Below are 17,901 nucleotides of genomic sequence, written 5' to 3'. Positions count from 1 at the left end.
AGCGGACCCACCGCCCGGGAGCGGCGGTCTCAGGCGTCGACCGGGACGGCGCTGACGGTGCTGTCGATCGTGCACTGTCCGAGCACCCGGGTGCCGACGTAGACCACGGCCGTCTGCCCGGGGGCGACCCCGTGCAGCGGCTCGTCGACGTCGATCACGAGCACGCCGTCCTGCACCCGCGCGGTCGCCGGCACCGGGTCGGCGTGCGCCCGGATCTGCACGTCGCACGCGAACGGCGTCTGCGGGTCGGCGGGTGCCGTGCCGGCCCACGTGAAGCGGGAGCCCGACATCGACGACACGGCCAGGGCCTCCTTCGGGCCGACCACGACAGTGTTGTCCTTCGGGCGGATCTCGAGCACGAACCGCGGCTTGCCGTCGGCGGCGGGGCGCCCGAGCGACAGTCCGCGGCGCTGCCCGACCGTGTAGCCGTGCGCGCCGTCGTGGGAACCGACCACGGTGCCGTCGCGCTCCACGACGTCGCCGGTCTCGCTGCCGACACGGTCGGCGAGCCAGCCGCGGGTGTCGCCGTCCGGGATGAAGCAGATGTCGTAGGAGTCGGGCTTTTGCGCGACGGTCAGCCCACGCTCGGCGGCCTCGGCCCGGACCTCGTCCTTCGACGGGGTCGCCCCGAGCGGGAACATCGCGTGCTGCAGCTGCTCGGCGGTCAGGACCCCGAGCACGTAGGACTGGTCCTTCGCCCACGCGGCCGACCGGTGGAGTTCGCGGGAGCCGTCCGGGCCGGTGACGATCGAGGCGTAGTGCCCGGTCGCGACGGCGTCGAAGCCCAGGGCCAGCGCCTTCTCGAGCAGCGCCGCGAACTTGATCCGCTCGTTGCACCGCATGCAGGGGTTCGGGGTGCGGCCGGCCTGGTACTCGGCGACGAAGTCGTCGACGACGTCCTCCTTGAACCGGGCCGAGAAGTCCCACACGTAGTAGGGGATGCCGAGGGCGGACGCGGCGCGCTGGGCGTCCATCGAGTCCTCGATCGTGCAGCACCCGCGACTGCCGGTGCGGAGCGTGCCCGGCATCCGGCTCAACGCCAGGTGCACGCCGACCACGTCGTGCCCGGCGTCGACCGCCCGGGCAGCAGCCACCGCCGAGTCGACCCCACCGCTCATCGCCGCCAGAACACGCATGCCTCCAGGGTAACCCGCCGACGAACCCGTACCGCTGGCGTACCGTTGGTCGAGCGATGGCCACGACGGGGAACGACTCATTCGACTTCCGGTCCGTCCTGTTGTCCGGGTTCCTGCCCGCGGCACTGTTCGCCATCGGCGAGGGCGCGATCATCCCGATCATCCCGATCGCCGCGGACTCCCTCGGCGCGACCCTGGCGTTCGCGGGCTTCGTCGCGTCGCTGATCCTGGTCGGCGAACTCATCGGCGACGTGCCGTCCGGCATCGTCGTCGCGCGGATCGGCGAGCGGAACGCGATGATCGGCGCCGCCCTGGTGTCGGTCGGTGGCCTGGTCGTCTGCACGACCGCGGCGAACGCGTGGGTGCTCGCGCTCGGGGTGTTCCTGGTCGGCGTCTCGACCGCGGTGTTCGCCCTGGCGCGGCACGCGTACATGACCACCGCGATCCCCGTCCGCATCCGGGCCCGGGCGCTGTCGAGCCTGGGCGGGGTGTTCCGCTTCGGGTACTTCGTCGGGCCGTTCCTCGCCGCCGGTGTGCTCCACCTGACCGGCACCACCGCGAGCGCCTTCTGGATCCACGTCGTGTGCTGCCTGGCGGCGGCGACCGTGCTCCTGGTGCTGCGCGACCCGGCGACGGGCGCACGCGGTCTGCGGTTGCCGCCACGGGCCTCCCGGTCGGGGTCGGACGCGACCGGCGTGACCGAGCCGTCCACCGACACCGGAGCGGTCTTCGTCGGCAAGGAGGCGCACGGCCTCTTCCGCACCCTGCGCACGAACCGGGCCGTGCTGCTGCGGCTCGGCAGCGGCGCCGCGCTCATCGGCGCGATGCGCGCCGGACGCCAGGTGATCCTGCCGCTGTGGGCGGTCAGTGTCGGGCTGAACGACTCGACGGCCGCACTGATCATCGGCATCGCCGGTGCCGTCGACTTCGCGCTGTTCTACACGAGCGGCCAGATCATGGACCGCTGGGGACGGTTGGCGAGCGCACTCCCCTGCATGCTCGGGCTGAGCATCAGCTACTTCCTGCTCGCCTGGAGCGGGCACCTCGACGCGCGGGTCGGCTGGTTCGTGGGGATCGCGATGGGGATGTCGCTCGCCAACGGCGTCGGCTCCGGCATCCTCATGACGCTCGGTGCCGACCTCGCCCCGCGCGACGACCCGGCGCCGTTCCTCGGGGCCTGGCGCTTCACCGGCGACTTCGGGTCCGCTGCTGCGCCGCTCGTGATCTCCGGGGTGACGGCCGTCGCGACGATCGCGGTGGCCAGCGGCGTGATGGGCGTGCTCGGCCTGATCGGTGCCGGTGTGCTGCTGCGGTACGTGCCGCGGTACCTGCCGCGCCAGCTCCGCTGACGCGCGCCGCGCGCTGCGCGCAGCCGTTTCCCACGACTCGGTGCGAGGTTGCCCACTCGGTGCGCGCTTTCTGCGCCGCACGGAGTGATCAACCTCGCACCACCGACGTCCGCCGACGTCCACCGACGTCGGCCGACCAGGGACCGCTCGGTAGACTGCCGCTGCTCGCGGGAGTGGTGGAATCGGTAGACACGCAGGATTTAGGTTCCTGTGCCCCAGGCGTGAGGGTTCGAGTCCCTCCTTCCGCACCGACCGTTGCGTGCTCGCGCATCTCATACCACCGAGGGACGTTCCGGTCACGCGCGGACGGTACCCTCGTCGTGCGGGTGACCCTCCCGTCACCGCATCTGCACGACCGGAAGAGACATGCACTCCGTCGCACTCGCCCTGATCCCATGGCTGGATCCGCAGTACATCCTCGACCACTTCGGGGCGGTCGCAGTGCTCGTCGTCTGTGCGATCGTCTTCGCCGAGACCGGTCTGCTGATCGGCTTCATCTTCCCGGGTGACAGCCTGCTCGTCATCACCGGCCTGTTCGCGTTCGACCGCGGCGGCGAGATCGGCGGCATCCCGATCTGGGTCGCGGCCCTGATGATCGGCGCTGCCGCGTTCCTCGGTGGGGAGCTCGGCTACTACATCGGAAAGAAGGCCGGCCCGCCGATCTTCGAGCGCAAGGAGAGCGGTCTGTTCTCCAAGGCGAACGTCGAGCGGACCAACGCGTTCTTCCACCGGTTCGGCCCGCTCGCGGTGATCCTGGCGCGCTTCGTGCCGGTCGTCCGCACCTTCGCGCCGATCGCCGCCGGCGTCGGCCGCATGGACTACAAGAAGTACTCGCTCTACAACGCGATCGGCGCCGTCGTCTGGGGCGTCGGCGTGACGTTCCTCGGGTACTTCATCGGGCACATCCCGTTCGTCGCCCACATCGTGCGCGAGTACATCGACATCATCCTGCTCGCCGCCGTCCTGGTCACCGTCGTGCCGATGGCGCTGACGTACATCCGGAATGCCCGCAAGGCGAAGAAGCGAGAGCACCAGGCCGAGTCGACGGCCGTCGACCCGCAGCTGTAGCCGGACCGAACACGACGGGCCCACACCGTCCGGTGTGGGCCCGTCGTCGTCGCAGGTGGGCAGTTCAGAGCCCGAAGTGCTCCCGCACGACCGGCGCGATGCCCCGGAACGCCTTGCTGCGGTGCGACAGCGCGTTCTTCTCGTCGCGGGTGAGCTCGGCCGACGACCGGTCGGCGTCGTCCGGCCGGAACACCGGGTCGTAGCCGTGGCCGCCGTTGCCGACCGGCGCGGTCAGCACCTCGCCGTTCCACACCGCCTCGACCACGTGCTCGAACCCGTCGGGCGTGACGAACGCGGCCGCGCACACGAAGGCGGCGGTCCGCTCCACGACGCCGTCGAGGTTCTGCAGCAGCAGCGCGATGTTGTCGGCGTCCGACCGGGTGCCCGCGTACCGCGCCGAGTGGATGCCCGGGGCGCCGTCGAGCGCGTCGACCGCGATGCCGGAGTCGTCGGCGAGCGCCGGCAGCCCGGTGTGGGCGACCGCGGCACGGGCCTTGATCAGGGCGTTCGCGGCGTAGGTGTCGCCGTCCTCGACCGGCTCGGGGCCGTCGTACCCGACCAGCTCGACACCCTCGCCCAGCGCCGACCCGAGGATCTCGCGGAGCTCGACGACCTTGCCCTGGTTGTGGGTGGCCAGGACGACGGTGCCGGTCACGCCAGCCCCAGCACGGTCTTCTGGATCGCCGCGAGCGACTGGTTGCCGGCCAGCCCCAGGTCGAGCAGGACGTTCAGCTCGTCGCGGTCGAACGGCGCGTGCTCGGCGGTCCCCTGCACCTCGATGAACTTGCCCGACCCGGTCGTGACGATGTTCATGTCGGTGTCGGCGGCGGAGTCCTCGGTGTACGCCAGGTCGAGCATCGGCTCGCCCGTGACGATGCCGACCGAGATCGCCTGCACGCTGTCGGTGAGCGGGGTGGCCTTCTTGCCGATGAAGCCCTTGCCGCGGCCCCACTCGATCGCGTCGACCATCGCCACGTAGGCGCCGGTGATCGACGCCGTGCGGGTGCCGCCGTCGGCCTGCAGCACGTCGCAGTCGATGACCAGGGTGTTCTCCCCGAGGGCCTTCGTGTCGACCACGGCGCGGAGCGAACGCCCGATCAGCCGGGAGATCTCGTGGGTGCGGCCACCGACCTTGCCCTTGATCGACTCGCGCTGCATGCGCTCGTTCGTCGACCGCGGCAGCATCGAGTACTCGGCGGTGACCCAGCCGGTGCCCTTGCCGGCGAGCCAACGGGGCACGCCGTTCGTGAACGAGGCGGTGCAGAGCACCTTGGTGTTGCCGAACGAGATGAGCGCGCTGCCCTCGGCCTGCGTGCTCCACCCCCGCTCGATGGTGACGGGACGGTGTTCCTCGGCCTGGCGGCCGTCGATGCGGGTGGTCATGGTGTCCTTTCGGTCCGGCCTGGAGGCGCGGTGCGGGTCATCGGGGCGGGCGGCGGCTGGCGGCTGGTCGCCGCTCAGGCCCGCCCACGGGGCAGCGTGATGGCGCCGGTCTCGAGGTGGCCGACGCGGACGATCTCGGGGCCGAGGAACCGGCGGGCGAGCCGCAGGAACCCGTCCTCGTCGTCGCCGGTCGACTCGAACGAGTACGTCGGGGCGGTGGTGGAGGTGCGTTCGAGGCCGTGCTCGACGAGCCGGCGGTACACGTCGTTGGCGGTCTCCTCGGCACTCGACACCAGGGTGACGTCCGGGCCCATCACGTACTGGATGGCGGCGGACATCAGCGGGTAGTGGGTGCAGCCGAGCACGAGGGTGTCGACGTCGGCGGCGCGGATCGGGTCGAGGTAGCCGGCGGCGACCTCGCGCAGCTCCGGTGACGAGGTGTCCCCCGCCTCGACGAACTCGACGAACCGCGGGCACGCCGCCAGGGTCAGGCTGACGTCGGAGGCCACCGCGAAGGCGTCCTCGTAGGCGCGCGAGGTGATGGTGCCGACCGTGCCGATGACGCCGATGCGCCCGGTCCGGGTCTGCTTCACGGCGGCGCGGGCGGCGGGCTGGATGACCTCGACCACCGGGATGCCGTACGCCTGCTCGTACCGTTCGCGGGCGTCGCGGAGCACGGCAGACGACGCGGTGTTGCAGGCGATGACGAGGGCCTTGACGCCGAGTTCGACCAGGTCGTCCATGACCTCGAGCGCGTAGCGGCGGACGTCGGCGATGGGCTTCGGGCCGTACGGCGAGTGCACGGTGTCGCCGACGTACCGGATGCTCTCGCGCGGCAGCTGGTCGATGATCGCGCGGGCCACCGTGAGCCCGCCGACCCCGCTGTCGAAGACTCCGATCGGTGCATCCGTCACGGTGACCAGCGTACCGACGCGCGCTGCGGACGTCGGGACCGACCGCCTGCGCGCCGCGGGCCGGGCGCCCGAGGCGATCCGGGCCTCCAGGAGGTCACGTCACTAGTGTCGACAGCGTGACCAGCGCGCTCCTGACGGACCAGTACGAACTCACCATGGTCGACGCGGCCCTGAAGGACGGGACCGCCCACCGGCGGTGCGTCTTCGAGGTGTTCGCCCGGCGACTGCCCGACGGTCGTCGCTACGGCGTCGCGGCCGGCCTCGGCCGGTTCCTGACCGCCCTCGGCGACTTCCGCTTCGGCGACGACGAGATCGGGTTCCTGCGCGACCGCGGGGTCATCGACGAGGGCACCGCAGCCTTCCTCGCCGACTACCGGTTCACCGGGGACGTCCGGGCCTACCGCGAGGGCGAGGTCTACTTCCCCAACTCCCCGATCCTGCAGGTCGAGGGCACGTTCGCCGAGGCCGTCGTGCTCGAGACGCTCGCCCTGTCGGTCTTCAACGCCGACTCCGCCATCGCCTCGGCCGCCGCGCGCATGGTCTCCGCCGCCGACGGGCGTCCGCTCGCCGAGATGGGCTCCCGCCGCACCGGCGAGTGGAACGCCGTCGCCGCAGCAAGGGCCGCGTACATCGCCGGGTTCGGCGCGACGAGCAACCTCGAGGCCGGCCGCACCTGGGGCATCCCGACGATGGGCACCGCGGCGCACGCGTTCACCCTGCTGCACGACTCCGAGGAAGCGGCGTTCCGGTCGCAGCTCGACGCCCTCGGCAACGGCACGACGCTGCTCGTCGACACCTACGACATCGAGCAGGCCGTCGAGACCGCCGTCCGACTGACCGACGGCAAGCTCGGCGGTGTCCGCATCGACAGCGGCGACCTGCCCTCGGTCGTCGCGGCCGTCCGGGCGCAGCTCGACCGGCTCGGCGCGACCGACACGAAGATCACGGTCACGAACGACCTGGACGAGTACACGATCGCGGCCCTCCGTGCGGCCCCGGTCGACTCGTACGGCGTCGGCACCTCGGTGGTCTCCGGCTCGGGGCACCCGGCCGCCGGCATGGTCTTCAAGCTCGTGGCGCACCAGTCCGCCGACGGCGACGACTGGGTCGCCGTGGCGAAGAAGTCAGCGGACAAGGCCTCGATCGGCGGGCGCAAGGAAGCCGGCCGACGCCTGCGCAACGGTGTCGCCACCGCCGAGGTCGTGCTCACCGCCGGACAGGTCGGCCCTGACGAGCGCCCCCTGCTCGTGCCCGTGGTCACCGGCGGCGTGGTCGATCCGGCGTTCCTCGGAGCACAGGGCGTCGAGGCCGCGCGGGCGCACCACAAGCGGGCGAAGGCCGAGCTGCCGGCGGACGCCGCGCGCATCGGTCGCGGCGACCCCGCGATCCCCACCCTGGTGATCTAGCGCGCTGCTGCGCGCCGCAGCGCCGCAGCGCCGCTGCGCATCGCTTGGTGAGCAGAAATGGTCGGGTCCCCGAAGGCGACCCGACCATTTCTGCTCACGATGCGCAGGCTGCGCCTACTCGGACTTCATCTTCTCGTAGATGGCCTTGCAGTCCGGGCACACCGGGAACTTCTCCGGGTCGCGGCCCGGGATCCACTTCTTGCCGCACAGCGCCTTGACCGGCTTGCCGGACAGGGCGGACTGCAGGATCTTGTCCTTCTTGACGTAGTGCGAGAACCGCTCGTGGTCGCCGGGTTCGATCGCTTCGTCTTCGAGGAGCTTCTCGAGCTCCCGGTCCATCACGTCGAGGCCGCCGCCTGGTTCCGTCATGCTCATGGGTCCAGGGTACGACGGTCTGCGCACGTTGGTCTGCGCACCTTGCGCTCGTTCCGGAACGCTAGTTGCGCTGCGCCGCTGCCAGCAGGTCCGGGCCGCGCCGGTCGAACAGCTGCCCGCCCGCGAAGATCCCGATGACGAGCACGACCACGCCGATCCCGATGCCCACCGCGAGCGTCAGCATCGACCACGGCTCAGCGCCTCGGACGAAGGCCAGCACCGCGAGCCACGCCGCCGGGACGGTGCAGACCACGATGCCGATCACCATCATCGACTGCGCGACCGTCGCCGTCACACCCGCGGCCTGCGGCTGCTGGAACGGGTGGTCCCCCGGCCGCACGGTCGGGTAGGGCAGCAGCACGGACACGACGCTCGACAGCCCGAGTCCGGACAGCAGGGCGCTGGCGCTCACGCCGATCAGCAGCGGAAACACCGTCCAGTCGTCGAACAACCAGGCGGACACCGCCGAGCCGGCCACGATCGCCGGCGCACCGACGACGAGCACCGGGACGACACGGCCGAGACGGTCGCTCCACCCGGGAGCCCCGGAGGCGACGTGCAACCACACCGCGGTGTTGTCGTACGAGACGTCGTTGTGCGGCAGGAACCCGGCGATCAGCGCCATGAGCGGCAACGGCACGAGCGCGGTCCAGTGCCACGGCACCCCGGCGACCCCGAGCGGGATGACGACGAGCGGGACGAACAGGATGATCAGGTACGAGGTGCGGTACCGCGGGTCGCGCACCCAGTAGGTCAGGGCGCGGGCGGCGACGGCGGCGACCGGAGTCGAGCCGAGCCGGTCGAACCAGCCGAGCCCCTGGTAGCGCCGGGTCCGGGTGCGACCGTCGACGGTGTCGAGCGCCCGACCGACGAGCGCCCACCACGCCCAGGCCAGCAGGGCGACGACGGCGATCGCGACGAGCAGCTTGAGGAACCCGGTGCCGACGTGGCCGCTGGCGACCTCGGCGGGCACGGCCCAGGCAGCGCCCCACGGCGTCCACCCCGCGACGTCCGCGACGCGTTGCATCTCGGTGCCCTCGGGGTCGAGCCAGTCGACGCGGAGCAGCAGCGAGACCGCCGGGATCGCGAGCACGATGATCACGAGCGCGACGAGCCACCCGGCGTCGCGGGACCGGTGCGGGCCGATCAGCCGCGAGCCGACGGTGCAGCACACGCGGACCAGGAGCGCGCAGGTGGCGATCGCGAGCAGGCCACCGATGACCGCGAGCACACCGGTGCCGGCGTCACGCGCCCAGGCGATCGACTGGGCGACGGCCACGACGACGACCCCGATCACCGGGACGCCGATCAGCCCGGCGACGACGAGGCCGATCGCGAGCCCGCGACGGCCGATGCCGAAGACCGCGAAGCGCCGCGGGTCGAGCTGGTCGCTCCGTCCGACGACGAGCGGGACGACGGTGAACGCGAACGCGATGAGCGTGCCGACCGGCACGGTGACCGCGCGGGCCGTGTCGGGGTCGGCGGACCGCAGCGCGACCGTCTGCGTCGCGACGAACACGGCGGCGAGGAGCCCGACGAGGCTGCCGAGCACGACGAGCACGGACCGGCGGGCGCTGCCGCGGACCTCGCCCGCGAGCAGGTCGGCCCTCAGCCGGAGAAGCTGTGCAACCATTCCATGCTCTCTGCCACGACGCGGCCGCCCGCGAGTTCGACGAACTTGTCCTCGAGGCTCTTGCGACCGCGCACCTGGGCCATGGTCCCCGAGGCGAGGACCTTGCCGCCGACGATGATGGCGACGGAGTCGCAGGTGCGCTGCACGAGCTCCATGGAGTGGCTGGAGAGCACGACGGTGCCACCACCGCGCGTGTAGCGGCGCAGGATGTCGGTGATGGTCGCGGCGCTCACGGGGTCGACGGACTCGAACGGTTCGTCGAGCACGAGGACCCGCGGCGAGTGGATGAGCGTGGCGGCCAGGGCGATCTTCTTCGCCATGCCCACCGAGTAGTCGGCGACCTGGCGACCGAGCGCCTCGCCGAGCCCGAACGCCTCGGCCAGGTCGGTGCTGCGCTCGCGGGCCGTGGCACCGTCGAGACCGCGCAGGGTGGCCGAGTAGTAGAGCAGCTGCGCACCGGTGAGGCGGTCGAACAGCCGCAGGCGGTCCGGCAGCACGCCGAGGCTGCGCTTGGCGGCCGTGGGGTCGGCCCAGACGTCGTGGTCCAGGACCGTCACGGACCCGGCGTCGGGACGCAGCAGACCGGTGATCATCGACAGGGTGGTCGTCTTGCCGGCGCCGTTCGGGCCGACCACGCCGAAGATCGAGCCCTGGCGGATCTCGAGGTCGACCTCGTCGACGGCGAGGGTCTGCCCGTACCGCTTGACGAGGCCGTCGGCGGCGAGCACGACGGGCTGCAGCTTCTGCGGGGCCTTGGGCGCGGTGGCCCGGGGAGCACGCTTCTTCGCGGCGGGGCTCGTCGCGGCGTCCGTCTCCGGTGCGTCGGTCTCCGGTGCGCCCTGCGCTGCGTGCGCGGTCGCGTCCGTCGCGGACGTCGCGTCGCTCGCCGTGGGGCCGGGAGGCACGGTGCCGGTCGTGCCGGCGGCCTTCGCCGGTCGCTTGGTGCGTTGCTTCGTGGTGCGCGCCTTGGCGGGTCGGGCACCGGTGGTCGTCGTCGGGGCCGCTGCCGCGGCACGGGCCGCGGGACCGGGCACTGCGTCCGACTGCGGCTCGGTGACCGGATCGGTGTCGGCGGCCGTGGTGTCGGCAGCCGTGGTGTCGTCGGTCATCTCGTCATCAACGGAGGCGTCGCGCGCATCCGGTTCCCCCATGTCGTCGTCGTCGGCGTCGTCCCCCGCCGCGGCGTCCACCCGGTCGGCGGCACGCTCGTCGGCGTCCTGCTCGTCGGTGTCACTCGCTTCGGTCATCCAGGCAGCGTCGGTCGTGGCGTACACGTCCTCGTTCTCTGCTCTGGCGGCCATCGCCCAACCGTACCAACGCTCTCCGGACAGCGGGGAACCGCCCGCTCCAGTGTCACGAAATGAGTACGAAGCGCGGCGGACCTACCCCTTGAGCGGGTGTTTCCGTATCATTCACTAGGGCACGAAGAAGTGTTCACCACTTGGAAACCTGCTCCGGCGGGCTCTCCGACACCGTGCAGCGGCCGCCCTCGTGGCCCGCGGCGTCCGGTTCTCGGCGAACTCGGACGTTCCGCGAGCAGACTCGACGAGGCCCGCCCGTGCCCCAGGGCGCGCGGGCGGACACCAGAAGGGACCAGCATGACCACGCAGATCGTGATCCTCGCAGCGGGGATGGGCAGCCGGCTCGGCCGCAGCCTGCCGAAGCCGCTCACGGAGCTCAGTGACGGCCGCACCATCATGCAGCAGCAGTTCGACAACATCCGCGCCGCGTTCGGTTCGAGCGCCCGCGTGACGATCGTCGTCGGCTACAAGTCGGAGCACATCGTCGAGGCCTTCCCCGACGCGTCCTTCGTCTACAACGAGTCCTACGACTCCACCAACACCTCGAAGAGCCTGCTGCGCGCCCTCAAGGCGACCGGCAAGAGCGGTGTCCTCTGGATGAACGGCGACGTGGTCTTCGACCCGATGGCGCTCGTCCGTGCGGCCGACATGATCGACGAGGACCACTCGTTCGTCAGCGTCAACACCGACAAGGTCTCCGACGAAGAGGTCAAGTACACCGTCGACGCCGAGGGCTTCATCCACAAGCTCTCCAAGCAGGTCGTCGGCGGGCTCGGCGAAGCCGTCGGCATCAACTACGTGTCGGCGAACGACAAGCAGGCCCTCATCCGCCAGCTCGGTCGCGTCGACGACCAGGAGTACTTCGAGGGCGGCATCGAGGCTGCCATCGCCGAGGACGGGCTACGCTGGTCCCCGATCGACATCTCCGACCTGTACGCGGTCGAGATCGACTTCGCCGAGGACCTCGAGCGCGCGAACAACCTGTTCGCCTGAACCTCCGTCAGGACCCCTTCGGCGGTTCCGCCCGAAGGGAAACCGTGACCACAGCGAGCGCGCCGACCGTGCCCGCGGCTGCCGCACCAGCGGCGACCCGGAGCGCCGGTCGGCGCTATCGTCATGCCCTCTGGCTGCTGACCGTCCGCGACCTCCGGGTCCGGTACTCGACGTCGGCGCTCGGGTACGTCTGGTCGATCCTCGACCCGCTCGTGATGTCGGCGATCTACTGGTTCGTCTTCACCCAGGTGTTCCACCGCGGTTCGGTCGGTGAAGACCCGTACATCGTCTTCCTGCTCTCCGCGCTGCTGCCGTGGATGTGGTTCACCGGGGGCGTCTCGGACTCCACGCGGGCGTTCATCAAGGAGTCGAAGCTCATCCGCTCGACGACGATCCCCCGCACCATCTGGGTCGCGCGGATCGACGCGTCGAAGGGCATCGAGTTCCTGCTGAGCCTGCCGGTGCTGGCGGCGTTCGCGATCGCGACGGGGGCGCACCTGCACTGGCAGGTCGTCTTCTTCCCGCTGGCGATCGTGCTGCAGTGCGCGCTGGTGTACGGCCTCGGCCTGATCGTCGCGCCGCTCGTCGTCTTCTTCCGCGACCTCGAGCGGGCGACCAAGCTCGTCCTGCGCTTCCTGTTCTACGCATCGCCGATCATCTACGGCACGCACGCGCTGCCCGACGCCCTGCGCCCCATCGCCGCGGTCAACCCGCTCACCGGCATCTTCGGGATGTACCGCGCCGCGTTCTTCCCGAGCCAGCTCGACTGGCTCGAGGTCGGGGCGTCGGTGGTCATCACGGGCATCGTCCTGGTCATCGGCTTCGCGGTGTTCCGACGCAGCGAGCACCGCGTGCTGAAGGAGCTGTGATGACCGCCACCGACCAGACCCGACGCACCGAGACCGTCGCGCCGGTGATCTCCGTGCGCGACGCCGGCATCTGCTTCAAGCGCAACCGACGGGCGAGCCGCAACTTCAAGGACCTCTTCGCCGGACGCGGCCGCCGCAAGCGTGCCGACGAGTTCTGGGCGCTCCGCAACGTGTCGTTCGACGTCCGTCCGGGCGAGGCGATCGGCGTCGTCGGTCGCAACGGTCAGGGCAAGTCCACGCTCCTGAAGCTCGTGGCGCAGGTGATGCTGCCGGACGAGGGTCGGATCGACGTCGGGGCCGGCGTCGCGCCGCTCATCGAGATCACCGGTGGGTTCGTCGGCGACCTGTCCGTCCGCGACAACGTCTACCTGACCGCCGGCCTGCACGGCATGTCGCGCGCCGAGATCCGTGCCGCCTTCGACGAGATCATCGACTTCGCCGAGATCGCGGACTTCGTCGACACCCCGTACAAGCACCTGTCGAGCGGCATGAAGGTGCGCATCGCGTTCGCGGTGATCTCGCGGCTCGACGAGCCCGTCATCCTGGTGGACGAGGTCCTCGCCGTCGGCGACAAGGCCTTCCGCGAGAAGTGCTACAAGCGGATCGAGGAGCTCCTGGCCGGCGGTCGGACGCTCTTCTTCGTGTCCCACAGCGACAAGGACCTGCGCCGCTTCTGCGACCGCGGTCTGTACCTCGACAAGGGCAGGCTGCAGCTCGACGGCACCATCGAGGAAGCGCTGGCGCAGTACTCCGCCGACTACGGCGTCTGACCGGTCGGGTACTCCCCCTCCACAACCAGGGCACCACCGTGCCCCCTCCACAGCGACGGGTTCCCGGGTGCTGCGCCGGGGCCCCACCGTCGGACCCTCCCCCTAGCGTTCCCCCCATGCACCACCCAGCACCCGCGTACGCCGTCCCGTTCACCATCGACCGCTCGCAGGCCCCGCGCCGGTACGACCTCGTCAACACCGGGGACGAACCGGTCGACGGCCTGACCCTCACCCACCTCGGCAACGGCTACAGCCCGCCGCTGGCGGTGCACCGGCTCGAACCCGGTCGACGTCTGTCCGTCGCCGTGTTCGGCGCGGATCCGCAGGACACCGGCGTCGTGATCGTCCGCTGGCGCCGTCCGGACCGCTCCGAGTACGTGTGGCGGATGTCACTGGTCGGTCAGGGGCTGCGCCCGTGACCGTGTCCGGACGGGGCTCAGCGTTCGCCGCGCTCGGCAGCGACGGTGCGCCAGCGCTCCAGCAGCCACTCGACGGCAGCGTGGAACCGGGCCGTCGCGGCACCGGGCGTGGTGTCGCCGAAGTAGCGCGCCACCCACTGCTGCAGCTTGGCGAGCTCGGCGGCGTCCCCCACGGCGGCGGCGATCCGCGCGAGCACCGACGGCGCGTCGGCCGCGGTCAGCCAGTTGGCGTCGCTCAGGTAGCCGCGTTCGTCCACATCGGCCTCCGGCGACTCCGGGCGGGTCACGATCAGGGGCTTCCCGACCGCCAGGCGGTCGTAGATCATCGCGCTGATGTCGGTGATCGCCACGTCGGCGTCGGCCAGCTGCCAGCCGAGCTCGCCGCCCTCGTCGTGGACGTGGTGCGCGGTGGGGTCGGCCGCGTTCGCCGCCGTGATCGCCGCGACGATCCGCTCGTGTGCCGTTCGGTACGCCGGGTCGAGCACGCCGCTCCGCGGGTGCGGTCGGTACACCAGGCGGTGCCGGGGCGACGCGAGCACCTGCTCGGCGATGGTGGTGCCGTGGGACGCGATCGATCCGTACGCCGCGGCTCCGCGGTCGCCCTCCCACGTCGGCGCGTACAGCACGACGGTCCGGTCGTCGGCGGGGTACGGTGCCGCGCCGGCGAAGTGGTCGGCCTGCGGGCGGCCGATCGCGATGGTCCTGGCGTCGAGGTCGTAGTCCCACAGCGCCTCCGCGAGCCGGCCACGCGCGGCGTCCCCGGCGATCAACGCGTAGTCGTACGCCTTGAACTGGTTCGTCGTCATGTACATCTTGTCGCTCTCGCCGTGGTTGACGAAGACGTGCCACATGCGCCCGTACCGCATCATCTGGAAGTTGCGGGCGTTCTGGTTGACGTACAGCACCACCTTCGGCGCCTGGGTCTCGACGAACTGCTCCAGGTCGACGACCTGACGGGCGTACACGGCGGGGACCGGCGACTCGTCGATGAGCGTGGTCATCGTGCCCGGACTGCGCGCGATGATCGCGACCGGGTGCGTCTTCGCCAGTTCGGCCAGCGGCGCGTACCACTGGCGCACCTGGTACATGTTCACGGGGCCGTCGGCGAAGTACACCGCGATCTCGATCGTGCCGGGCGCCGGCGCCGCGACCGACGGCAGGCGACGGGCGAGCTCCCGGCGGCTCCGGCGCGAGGCGAGCAGGCGCTGGGCCAGGCGCACGGCGGTCCGCACGTCACTGGTGATCGGCATGGACTGTCTCCCGTTCTGCGGTGGCGATGGGGTTCGGAGTGGTCAGACGACGGGCGGGCGCCCGGCGAGCGTCATCCGGGCGACGGTCAGCCAGCTCATCGGTCGGGTCGGCCCGCAGTCGGTGGTCCGTCCTTCGCGGATGCCGGCGAACCACGTCGTCAGGCGTCGCGGGTGTCGCCACCAGCGTGCGACCTGGATCGCGGCCCACGAGCCGACGTAGAGCGGCCGGAGCGGTGCCGGCAGGTTTCGTCGGGCCAGCCAGACGCGGTTGCGGGCGTTCAGACGGTAGTACTCCGTGTGCCGCGCCGGGTCGATGGCCGGGTGGTGGGCGACCAGGTCGCCGGCGTACCAAGCACGTCGACCGGCGTCCCACACGCGCCACGCGAGCTCGATGCCCTCGTGCGCGTAGAAGTACTCAGCGCCCCATCCCCCGACGACCCGGTACACGTCCATCGGCAGCACGACGGCGCCCTCCCACACCGAGAACACCGGCGACGAGTGGTCTGGCTCGCCCTTGCGGATGCGCGGGACCCAGCGCCGCGGGTTGGCGGCGCCGGTCGGGTCGACCACGCGGGGCTGGAGCAGTCCGAGCGAGGGGTCTCGTTCGAAGCGGCCGACGGCGTCCTGCAGGAACGTCACCGAGGGGATCGAGGCGTCGTCGTCCAGGAAGAACACGTAGTCCCCGTCGACGACCTCGGCACCGGCGTTGCGGCCGGCCGGGATCCCGAGGTTCTCCGGCAGCGCCAGCGTCCGCACCCCGTCCGGCAGGTCGGTCGGCTCCCAGCCGTTGCCGACGCAGACCACGTCGAGTTCGACGCCCTGCTGCGCGAGCACGCTGTCGAGCCCGCGGCGCAGGTCGTCGGGCCGCGTGCCCTGCGACAGGCTCACGACGGCGACGCGGGGTCGCTGCGGGCGCGCGACCGCGTGGCGGCGAACGGTGCTCGGGGTCACCGCGTCGTCGGACACCGCGTCGTCGGTCACCGCGTCGTCGGTCACCGCGTCGTGGGGCACCGCGTCGTCGGTCACGCCTTGACCCGCTTGGACGCGATGATCGCCAGGAAGTGTCCGACGGTCGCCAGCACGGCCAGCGGCAGCAGCGCCCCGACCAGGATCCGGCTGGCGAGCGTGTCGCCGATCGCCAGTCCGATGAGCGCGAACAGGAACGCGAGCATGCTCAGCTCGACCGAGTGGTACAGGCGGTGGAACGGCAGGAACCTGGCCAGGCGGCGGAGCGAGGCGAGCTTCCGGCCGGACGGCGCGGTCGAGGCGTCGCGTCGGTCGACGAGCTTGTCGAGCCCCGCGTTCGCCCGGGCGACGTGCACCATGTCGTTGAGGGCCTTGTTCAGCACGATGACCAGACCGAGTGCGCAGCCGATCGTGGTCCACATCCAGTCGGCGCCGTGGATCGGCCAGGTGGCGGCTCGGATGCCCAGCGCCACCGGGATCAGTCCCTCGGTCGTGTAGTGCCCGACCTTGTCCAGGAACACCCCGGCGGGCGAGCGGGTGCCACGCCACCGTGCGACCTCGCCGTCGCAGCAGTCCACGAGCATCTGCAGCTGTCCGAGCACCAGGGCGAGCGCTGCGCCCCAGATGCCGGGGATGAGCAGGGCCGCGGCGATGCTCCACCCGACCAGGATCATCAGGCCGGTCACCTGGTTGGCGCTGACGCGCGTCTTCAGCAGCACCCAGGTCAGGTACGGCGAGACGTCGCGCAGGTACAGCGACGCCGTCCAGTGCTCGGCGTTGGCGCGGGCGCGGACCTCGTCCGGCTGGGCGACGGCCCGCAGCTCGGCGATCGACGTCGGGCGTGCGGATCCGCGGCCGTGGGTGGCGGGGTCGGTCATGGGGTCACCGTCCGGTGTGGGTGGTCAGCTCGGAGGTGCGGGTGAGGAACCCGATGATGAAACCGAGCCCCCATCCCACGTGGATGCAGGGCAGCACCACGAGCAGCCAGAGGAAGGTCGCCACCCCGGACCGGCGCGCGACGGCGACCGACCCGAGAACGACGAAGAGCAGGTACACGGCGGGCACGGCGAACCCGAGGAGCGCCCAGGCGACCGGGCTGCCGAGGGCCGCGCCGACGACACCGACGACGCCGGCGAGGATCCCGACGGCCATGGCGGCGACCATCGCGGGCGGCACGAAGTACCGCAGGCCGTTGTTCGCGGGGAACCGACGGGCGAGCTCGCCCCGCCACAACCCGGTGGCGACGAACTGCCGCACCAGGCGCTTCAGGCTCGGTCGCGGGCGGTAGGTGACGACCAGCTCGGGTGTGAACCACACCGTGCCGCCGGTCTGACGCAGGCGTCGGTTGAGCTCCCAGTCCTGGCCGCGCTTGATGCCCTCGTCGAACAGGCCGACCTCGAACAGGCGGTCGCGACGGAAGACGCCGAGGTACGCGGTCTCGGCGGGGCCGGCGGTCCCACCGACGTGGTGCGGGGTGCCGCCGAGGCCGACGCGGCTGCCGTACGCCAACGCGACGGCCCGCTCGAACGGGCTGCGGCCCTCAGCGCGCATGATGCCGCCGACGTTGTCCGCCCCGGACTCGAGCAGGGTGCGGACGGCGATGCGCGTGTAGTCCGGTGGCAGCACGGAGTGCGCGTCGACGCGGACCACCACGGGGTGCACCGACGCCGTGATCGCGACGTTCAGGCCGGCCGGCGTGGACCCGACCGGGTTGTCGATCGCCCGGATGCGCGGGTCGGCCGCGCTCATCTCGGCCACGAGTTCGTTCGTGCCGTCGATCGAGGGGCCGAGCGCGAGGATGACCTCGAACACGCCGGTGTAGTCCTGGTCGAGCAGGCTGGCGACCGCAGCGCGGACCTCGGTGACCTCGTTGAGCACGGGCATCACGTACGAGACGCCCGGCAGGGGCTGTCCGTCTGTCTGCATGCGTACCTCGGGGTGCTGGCTGGGGGCACGGGACGCACCGGGGCGGTGCCGCCCCGCAGAGCGACCATGAGCCTATCAAGACCCGAACCCGGAACCTGCGGGGTGCCCGCGACGCGACCCGCAGACGGACGGGAGGCCCGGCG

At 71.4% G+C, this 17,901-nt stretch carries 18 protein-coding genes and 1 tRNA gene; 8 read left to right on the top strand and 11 right to left on the bottom strand.

What is annotated here, in order from left to right; genetic code table 11:
- Nucleotides 1-29 precede the first annotated feature (29 nt).
- Nucleotides 30-1,136: a tRNA 2-thiouridine(34) synthase MnmA gene (gene mnmA / locus EDF23_RS10420; RefSeq protein WP_131921606.1), complete on the bottom strand. Its 1,107-nt coding sequence runs from the start codon at nucleotides 1,134-1,136 to the stop codon at nucleotides 30-32.
- A 56-nt stretch (nucleotides 1,137-1,192) separates the two neighbouring features.
- On the opposite strand from mnmA, the gene EDF23_RS10415 reads away from it, so the two are divergent.
- The 3 genes from EDF23_RS10415 (at nucleotide 1,193) to EDF23_RS10405 (ending at nucleotide 3,553) form a co-directional block, all read left to right on the top strand.
- Nucleotides 1,193-2,485 (top strand): MFS transporter, encoded by a 1,293-nt coding sequence (locus EDF23_RS10415; protein ID WP_131921605.1) that lies wholly within the window; start codon nucleotides 1,193-1,195, stop codon nucleotides 2,483-2,485.
- A 167-nt stretch (nucleotides 2,486-2,652) separates the two neighbouring features.
- Nucleotides 2,653-2,733 (top strand) — tRNA-Leu (locus tag EDF23_RS10410).
- Nucleotides 2,734-2,851: 118 nt separating this feature from the next.
- Nucleotides 2,852-3,553, top strand: coding sequence for a DedA family protein (locus EDF23_RS10405; protein ID WP_123294071.1), 702 nt, complete (start codon nucleotides 2,852-2,854; stop codon nucleotides 3,551-3,553).
- Between the two features lie 64 nt (nucleotides 3,554-3,617).
- On the opposite strand, the gene rdgB is transcribed toward EDF23_RS10405, so the two are convergent.
- From rdgB to murI, 3 genes are all read right to left on the bottom strand, one after another.
- Complete coding sequence (gene rdgB, locus EDF23_RS10400; RefSeq protein WP_131921604.1) at nucleotides 3,618-4,208, bottom strand: RdgB/HAM1 family non-canonical purine NTP pyrophosphatase; 591 nt, start codon at nucleotides 4,206-4,208, stop codon at nucleotides 3,618-3,620.
- Entirely contained in the window at nucleotides 4,205-4,936 is a 732-nt protein-coding gene (gene rph, locus EDF23_RS10395; RefSeq protein WP_111085013.1) for a ribonuclease PH, read from the bottom strand. Before rph ends, rdgB begins: the two co-directional genes overlap by 4 nt.
- Before the next feature lie 74 nt (nucleotides 4,937-5,010).
- Nucleotides 5,011-5,850: a glutamate racemase gene (murI, locus tag EDF23_RS10390; protein ID WP_123938935.1), complete on the bottom strand. Its 840-nt coding sequence runs from the start codon at nucleotides 5,848-5,850 to the stop codon at nucleotides 5,011-5,013.
- Between the two features lie 116 nt (nucleotides 5,851-5,966).
- Here murI and EDF23_RS10385 point away from each other — a divergent pair, with 116 nt between their 5' ends.
- A complete protein-coding gene (locus EDF23_RS10385; RefSeq protein WP_131845365.1) occupies nucleotides 5,967-7,256 on the top strand; it encodes a nicotinate phosphoribosyltransferase in 1,290 nt (429 codons plus the stop codon).
- Nucleotides 7,257-7,370: 114 nt separating this feature from the next.
- Here the strand turns inward: EDF23_RS10385 and EDF23_RS10380 are convergent, their stop codons facing one another.
- The 3 genes from EDF23_RS10380 to EDF23_RS10370 form a co-directional block, all read right to left on the bottom strand.
- Entirely contained in the window at nucleotides 7,371-7,631 is a 261-nt protein-coding gene (locus tag EDF23_RS10380) for a DUF3039 domain-containing protein (protein ID WP_111033217.1), read from the bottom strand.
- A 61-nt stretch (nucleotides 7,632-7,692) separates the two neighbouring features.
- The gene (locus EDF23_RS10375; RefSeq protein ID WP_131921603.1) at nucleotides 7,693-9,264 is read right to left on the bottom strand and encodes an ABC transporter permease; all 1,572 of its coding nucleotides are present in this window, start codon (nucleotides 9,262-9,264) and stop codon (nucleotides 7,693-7,695) included.
- Nucleotides 9,240-10,565 (bottom strand): ABC transporter ATP-binding protein, encoded by a 1,326-nt coding sequence (locus tag EDF23_RS10370; RefSeq protein ID WP_347812708.1) that lies wholly within the window; start codon nucleotides 10,563-10,565, stop codon nucleotides 9,240-9,242. Before EDF23_RS10370 ends, EDF23_RS10375 begins: the two co-directional genes overlap by 25 nt.
- Nucleotides 10,566-10,862: 297 nt before the next feature.
- On the opposite strand from EDF23_RS10370, the gene EDF23_RS10365 reads away from it, so the two are divergent.
- From EDF23_RS10365 to EDF23_RS10350, 4 genes are all read left to right on the top strand, one after another.
- The gene (locus EDF23_RS10365; protein ID WP_111085011.1) at nucleotides 10,863-11,558 is read left to right on the top strand and encodes a phosphocholine cytidylyltransferase family protein; all 696 of its coding nucleotides are present in this window, start codon (nucleotides 10,863-10,865) and stop codon (nucleotides 11,556-11,558) included.
- Between the two features lie 68 nt (nucleotides 11,559-11,626).
- A complete protein-coding gene (locus EDF23_RS10360) occupies nucleotides 11,627-12,427 on the top strand; it encodes an ABC transporter permease (protein ID WP_123939022.1) in 801 nt (266 codons plus the stop codon).
- Nucleotides 12,427-13,197, top strand: a complete 771-nt coding sequence (locus tag EDF23_RS10355; RefSeq protein ID WP_111085010.1) for an ABC transporter ATP-binding protein — start codon at nucleotides 12,427-12,429, stop codon at nucleotides 13,195-13,197. The genes EDF23_RS10360 and EDF23_RS10355 overlap by 1 nt, the downstream gene beginning before the upstream one ends.
- Before the next feature lie 116 nt (nucleotides 13,198-13,313).
- Complete coding sequence (locus EDF23_RS10350) at nucleotides 13,314-13,616, top strand: hypothetical protein (protein ID WP_131921602.1); 303 nt, start codon at nucleotides 13,314-13,316, stop codon at nucleotides 13,614-13,616.
- Nucleotides 13,617-13,633: 17 nt separating this feature from the next.
- On the opposite strand, the gene EDF23_RS10345 is transcribed toward EDF23_RS10350, so the two are convergent.
- The 4 genes from EDF23_RS10345 to EDF23_RS10330 all read right to left on the bottom strand — a co-directional run bounded on the left by EDF23_RS10345 (nucleotide 13,634) and on the right by EDF23_RS10330 (nucleotide 17,758).
- Nucleotides 13,634-14,866 carry a CDP-glycerol glycerophosphotransferase family protein gene (locus tag EDF23_RS10345; RefSeq protein ID WP_131921601.1) on the bottom strand — a complete coding sequence of 411 codons (1,233 nt, stop codon included), beginning with the start codon at nucleotides 14,864-14,866 and terminating at the stop codon, nucleotides 13,634-13,636.
- 42 nt (nucleotides 14,867-14,908) lie between these two features.
- Nucleotides 14,909-15,817 carry a glycosyltransferase gene (locus EDF23_RS10340; RefSeq protein WP_131921696.1) on the bottom strand — a complete coding sequence of 303 codons (909 nt, stop codon included), beginning with the start codon at nucleotides 15,815-15,817 and terminating at the stop codon, nucleotides 14,909-14,911.
- 71 nt (nucleotides 15,818-15,888) lie between these two features.
- Nucleotides 15,889-16,710 carry a CDP-alcohol phosphatidyltransferase family protein gene (locus EDF23_RS10335; RefSeq protein WP_123294078.1) on the bottom strand — a complete coding sequence of 274 codons (822 nt, stop codon included), beginning with the start codon at nucleotides 16,708-16,710 and terminating at the stop codon, nucleotides 15,889-15,891.
- A gap of 4 nt (nucleotides 16,711-16,714) precedes the next feature.
- Nucleotides 16,715-17,758 (bottom strand): glycosyltransferase family 2 protein, encoded by a 1,044-nt coding sequence (locus tag EDF23_RS10330; RefSeq protein WP_123294079.1) that lies wholly within the window; start codon nucleotides 17,756-17,758, stop codon nucleotides 16,715-16,717.
- Between the last annotated feature and the right edge of the window lie 143 nt (nucleotides 17,759-17,901).

Origin of the sequence: Curtobacterium sp. PhB128, assembly GCF_004340725.1 — a bacterium.
GTDB lineage: Bacteria > Actinomycetota > Actinomycetes > Actinomycetales > Microbacteriaceae > Curtobacterium.
The sequence above is the reverse complement of the archived record's forward strand: the minus strand, read 5'-3'. Positions and strand labels throughout refer to the sequence as shown.